Source organism: Actinoplanes sp. NPDC051633 (genome assembly GCF_040681735.1).
Lineage (GTDB): Bacteria > Actinomycetota > Actinomycetes > Mycobacteriales > Micromonosporaceae > Actinoplanes.
Map to the genome: position 1 here is coordinate 1 of NZ_JBFAZH010000480.1, position 5,593 is coordinate 5,593.

Genomic DNA, 5,593 nt, shown 5'->3' on the forward strand with positions numbered 1-5,593 from the left:
CCACCAAGACGACCACGGCGACGGCGACGAAGGACCGCGACGCCGCGCCCACCACCGACAAGGTCACCACGGACCAGCCCGGCCCGGAAAAGACCGATGGCGAGACGCCTGCCGGCGATAAACCCGCAGGTGAGGAAGGCGGCCCGAGCGCGCCGCTGGCGGCCCCGGGCGGCCGGCCGGCCAAGAAGCCCTTGCCCACCGACCGCCCCCCGGGCGCGCCGCAAGACCCCTGGACGGCCTTCGCCACCACCTCCGAGCGCGCCCCCGGCCGCGTCCGCCGAGGCATGCGCCGGACCGGAGTAGCGCTCCGCCACGAGTACGCCCTGGTGATCCTCGGCAGCCTGCTCCTCGCCACGGCGCTCACCTGGCCGACCTTGCGCTACCCGCTGCACACCGTGCCGCAGGACCTCTACGATCCGGCCCGGCAGGCGTGGCAGATTGCCTGGTCCGGGCACATCCTCAAGTCGAATCCGGCGCAGCTCTGGCAGTCCAACGCCTTCTTCCCGGAGCGCTACAGCTTCGCCTTCGGGGACAGCCTGCTCGGCTACGCACCCTTCGGGATGCTCGGCAGCGGCCCCGAGATCGCGCTGCTGCGCTACAACATCCTCTTCGTGCTGGCGCACGCGTTGCTGGCGATCGGCGGCTACGCGTTGATCCGGCAGCTCGGCGCGGGCCGGACCGGCGCCGCCGTGGCCGCGGTCGCGTTCGCGTACGCGCCGTGGTGGCTCGCGCAGGCCGGACATCTCGACGTCGTGTCGGCGGGCGGCATCCCGCTCGCGCTGGCGATGCTGGCGCGCGGGCACGGCTGGTCGATGCGGCACGGGTTCCGGCACGGCCGCCGGCACGCCGGTTGGGCGGCGGCCGGCTGGCTGGTGGCGGCCTGGCAGCTCAGCCTCGGGTTCTCGCTGGGCGTGCCGTTCGCGTACCTCCTGGTGGGGATCTTGATCGCCCTCGCGATCGCGGTGCCGATCCGTCGGTGGCGAAAGCGTGATCAACGGCCCGTGCTGGGCTGGCGGCTGCTGACGGCCGACGTGCTGGGGACGCTGATCGTCGCCTTCCTCGGGCTGCTGATCGCGATCCCCTACCTCCGGTCACTGCGCAGCGGCCCGAGCCGGACGGAGATCGACTTCTTCTCGCCGCCGCTGCGCAGCCTGCTCATCGGGCCCGCCGAGTCACGGGTGTGGGGCGCCGCGCACGAGGGCCCGCGCTCGCTGCTGAGCTGGCCGGCCGAGATGACGCTGTTGCCCGGCTTCGTGCTGTACGCGCTGGCGCTCGCCGGCCTGGTCTTCTCGGTCTGGAAGCTCTGGCAGCGCCTGGTGCTCCTCGCCGCCCTGGCGGTGACCGTCATCCTGACGCTCGGCACGGGCTTCTTCGACGGCAAGTGGACCTATCTGCCGCTGTTCGGCCACTTCCCCGGTTCGTTCGGCGTGCGGATCCCGGGCCGCATGATGCTGTGGGTGACGCTGCTGCTGGCGATCCTGGCGGCCGGTGCGGTGGCCGACTTCGTGCGGCGCGCGGAGCATTGGGCGGCCCAGCGCATCCCGCCCTTCCCGGGGCCGTGGCTGCGGCTGGCCACCTTCGTGCCGCTGCTGCTGGTGCTGGTCGAGGTGGTCAACGCGACGCCGCATCCGGTGATGCCGGACCAGCCGGCCGCGATGCGCACGGTGACCAACCCGACGCTGGTGCTGCCGTCCGCGGCGGTCGGTGACCAGGTGGTGATGCTCTGGTCGACGACGCGGTTCCAGCCGATCGCCAACGGGTCCGGCGGGTTCGCGACGGCCCAGCAGCAGGAGCTGCGGCAGGCGGTGGCGGCCTTCCCCGACGCGACGAGCGTGGCCTACCTGCGGGAGACCGGCGTCGAGGCGGTGATCCTGCTGCGCGACCGGGTGGCCGGCACCGCCTGGGAGCGCTCCGGCGACGTCCCCGTCGAGTCCCTCGGCATCACCCGCGAGGACCTCGACGACAACACCGTCCTCTTCCGGCTCAAGCAGCAGTGATGGCGGTGTCGTTGTCGGCCTTGCGGTGGGGGCGGCCGACACCGAACCGCCGGCGGAAACCGTCGACCCACGGCGCGTCCGGCGCCGCGTCGAGGATCCCGCCGTCCGGGTCGTCGGCGTAGGACTGACGCACCACGTCCAGCTCCGGGCGCCAGATCTCCCGGATCACCAGCCCGCAGAGGACCGCCACGGTGATCAGCCGCAGACTGGAGGCCAGCACGAACGTGCCCTCCGGGATGACCGGTTTGCCGCCCGCACCGAGCAGTTCCGCGTAGAAGGCCGTGAAGTAGCCGAACTCGGCCACCGTCCACGCGATGATCGCGCCCCACTTGGGCCGGGCCAGCACGATCAGCGGCAGCAGCCAGAGCACGTACTGCTGTGACCACACCTTGCTGAAGATCAGGAAGGCGGCCACTACCAGGAACGCCACCGACGCCAGGCGGGGACGCCGCGGCGCGAGCAGGCACAGCAGGGCGATGCCGACGCAGCACAGCCCGAACAGGGCGTACGACAGCCAGTTGAGCACCCCGACGTGATCGCTGAGCCACTGGAACGGACCCTGGTCACCGGCCGTCCCGGTGTTCCACTTCGTGTCGAGGAACCGGCCGATGTACCAGAACGTGCCCCAGTCGACGGGGCGCTCGTCGTTCAGCCGGAAGAAGCGCAGCCAGCTGTCCCGGTACAGCACGAAGACCGGCAGGTTCACGGCGACCCAGATGCCGACCGCGCCGGCCATCGCGTAGCCCCACTCCAGGACCCGCCGGGAGCGCAGGGCGAGCATGAGCAGCGGCCCGAGGATGAACAGCGGCCACAGCTTGGCCGCACCGCCCAGGCCGAGCAGGATGCCGGCCACCAGCGGATGTCGCTTGGCCCACGCGTAGAGGCCGAACGCCGCGAGGCCGATGGCGAGGAAGTCCCAGTTCACCGTGGCGGTGATGAACAGGATCGGGGACACCGCGAAGATCGCGCCGTCCCAGGGTCGTCGTCGCCGCAACGCCAGGATCACGCCGGCGGTGGCGACCGCCAGCGCGCACAACACCAGCGCGTTGGCGTCGTAGAACCAGGTGCCCTGATTGATGGACTCGTACCGCTCGCCGAGCGCGTGCACCGGCAGCCCGATCGCACCCATGAAGTAGCCGGTGACCACCGGGTATTCGACCGCGTGGTCCTTGTACGGAACCTTGCCCTCGTTGAGGCCCTCGGCGTAGTACAGCGCCAGCACGTCGGTGTAGCAGAAGCGGGTGTACTGCACGTTGTTCTGCCAGTTGCCGTCGGCGCACGGTGACTTCTGCACCCAGTGCAGGGCCAGGGTCAGGCAGCACAGCGCCATCACGATGCGGGCCGCGGTCCAGAACTTGCCGGGCTTCTTCGACGGTGGGACCGCGTGTGAGCCGAGCGGACCGCCGATCGCCTGGGACAACCCGCGGACGAAAGTGTCCGACGAGGCCGCGGCTTCGGTGCGATCAGACTCGGTGCTCATGACTTGGCATCATGCCTCATCAACCCCGCAGATCATCACAGCCCTCGGCGCGGTCGAGGACAGTGGCGAGGACAGTGGCGAAGCCGGAAAACAGGCGCGCCACCGGTCCGCGGACGGACCGGTGGCGCGTGTCGACGATGCGGCTATTCGTCTAAGTTGTTCTGCCCGCCGCCCTGATCGGTGTCGTCACCGCCGTTGTCGGGCGGTTCAGGGAGCGGATTCTGCGGTTGGCCGTCGTTGTTGCCGGGTTGGCCGTTGTTGTTCCCCGGCTGCTGATTGCCCGGGTTGTTGTTGCCCGGCTGCTGGCCGTTGCCGGGGGTGTTGCCCGGGTTGGCGGGGTTGTTCTGGTCCGGGCAGATCAGGCCACCGAGGAGGCAGTTCGGGTCCGGCTGCACCGGATCGGGCAACTCGATGCCGTTGCCCTTCTTCGAGTCGTCACCGACCTTGACGTTCGGCAGGAAGTCGTCGTCCTTCGCGTTGATGGCCTCATTGGCCTCATCCATGAAGACCTTCCACACCTCACCGGGTGTGGAGCCGCCGGACATGTTCTCCTTCGTGCCGGGCTTGAAGATGGGCTGGAGCTCCATCGTCTTGTCCTTCTTGGCCTTCTCCCGGCCGATCCAGACCGACGCGGCGATGTGCCGGGTTGCGCCGATCCACCAGGCGTCACCGTTCCGGCCGCTCTTACCGTCCTGGAACTCCCAGGTGCCGGACTTGCCGATGGCGTCGCGGCCGCCCCGCAGGCTCTTCGAGTTCTTGCCCGGGATCTTTTGCAGGACGTGGTCGATCGCGGCGACGACGTCCGTGTTGAAGGCTTCCTTCGGCGTGACCTTCTCGTTGAAGAACGGCTTGAACTTGCCGGTCTCGTCGTCGCGCCGCTGCACCTTCGTGACGAAGTGCGCCTTGTTGTACTTGCCGTCGTTGGCCAGCGTGGCCATGCCGTTCGCGTGGTCCAGCGCGGTGATCGCGTACTGCCCGTACCCGATCTCGTTGCCGAAGGTCTTGAACTTGCTCTGGTCCTTGCTCAGGTCGACCCGGACGCCGTCGCCGTTGGTGATGTACTGGATGCCCGCCTTGTGCGCCGCCTTCGCGATCTCGGCCGGGCCGAGATCGTTGGCGAGCCAGTAGAACGGGAAGTTGTACGACTCGATCGTGGCCGTGTCCAGCGGGCAGGACTGCTTCGGGCACACCAGGTTCTTGCGGCCCGAGTTGTTGATCGTGCCGCCGCCGATCTTCTTCTGGGTCGAGTCCCACACCGTGTCGAAGCTGTAGCCGGCGCTCAGCGCGGCCAGCAGCGTGTAGACCTTGAACGACGAGCCCGGCGGCCGGCCACCGCCGGAGAAGGCGCCCTTGGAGTCGTAGTTCGGCCCCGCGTAGTCCCAGCCGACGCCGTCCGGCCCGCCGTAGTACGCGAGCACCCGGCCGTTCTCGGGGTCAACCGCGACCAGGGCGCTCTTGTACGACGCGTCGGCCTTCTTCAGCGGCGACTTCTCGCTCTTGCGCGACGCCGCGGCCACGGCCGCCTTCTGGACCTCCGGGTTGATCGTCGTGGTGATCCGAAGACCACCCTTCTTCTGCTCCTCGTCGGAGAGGCCCATCGCGCGGAGCTCTTGCTTGACGTACTTGACGATCTTTCCGGTCGCCCGGTCGTTGCCGCAGGAGGTCCGGCAGGCATCGGGGTCGAACTTCATGACCTTGGGGTACTTCGTCGGCCGCTGGGCGGCCGACAGCCAGCCCTTCTCGACCATGTTGTTGAGGGTGTAGTCCCACCGGGTCCTGGCGTCCGCCGGGTTGTTGCCCGGGTCGTAGCCCTTGTGCGTCTTGGACGGCTCGGGCTGCTTGATCACCGCGGCGATGACCGCAGCCTCCGCGGCGGTGATCGCGCCCTTCTGGCCATGAACGAGACACACGTGGGTTGACCTCAATGATGTAATAATTCAATGAATGTGGGTCAAGCGCGAGTTGCACATTACATCCACCTTCAATACCTAAAGCACGAATTACTTTTAAAGATACGTCTCGTTTCTTTTCTCTCCATGGGCGTTGTGTCCCACTTTTAGTCATATCTTTCAATGTTTCATTATCTTGATTTTCGTCTATATATTTTGTAGTATTA

At 68.0% G+C, this 5,593-nt stretch carries 3 protein-coding genes and 1 pseudogene; 1 reads left to right on the forward strand and 3 read right to left on the reverse strand.

What is annotated here, in order from left to right; all coding sequences use genetic code 11:
• Positions 1-284: 284 nt before the first annotated feature.
• On the forward strand, positions 285-1,997 hold the full coding sequence (locus AB0M20_RS24325) for a hypothetical protein (RefSeq protein WP_364301795.1): 1,713 nt from the start codon (positions 285-287) through the stop codon (positions 1,995-1,997).
• Here AB0M20_RS24325 and AB0M20_RS24330 read toward each other — a convergent pair.
• The 3 genes and pseudogenes from AB0M20_RS24330 to AB0M20_RS24340 all read right to left on the reverse strand — a co-directional run.
• Positions 1,984-3,477, reverse strand: coding sequence for a glycosyltransferase 87 family protein (locus AB0M20_RS24330; RefSeq protein WP_364301791.1), 1,494 nt, complete (start codon positions 3,475-3,477; stop codon positions 1,984-1,986). The genes AB0M20_RS24325 and AB0M20_RS24330 overlap by 14 nt on opposite strands.
• A 143-nt stretch (positions 3,478-3,620) precedes the next feature.
• Positions 3,621-5,387, reverse strand: a complete 1,767-nt coding sequence (locus tag AB0M20_RS24335) for a penicillin-binding transpeptidase domain-containing protein (protein ID WP_364301793.1) — start codon at positions 5,385-5,387, stop codon at positions 3,621-3,623.
• A gap of 43 nt (positions 5,388-5,430) precedes the next feature.
• Positions 5,431-5,541, reverse strand: a pseudogene (locus AB0M20_RS24340) (hypothetical protein); the annotation flags it as partial.
• Between the last annotated feature and the right edge of the window lie 52 nt (positions 5,542-5,593).

Coding starts and splice junctions, on each gene's coding strand:
- AB0M20_RS24330 (WP_364301791.1), bottom strand. CDS start 3,477: ATGAGCACCGAGTCTGATCGCACCGAAGCCGCGGCCTCGTCGGACACT.
- AB0M20_RS24325 (WP_364301795.1), top strand. CDS start 285: ATGCGCCGGACCGGAGTAGCGCTCCGCCACGAGTACGCCCTGGTGATC.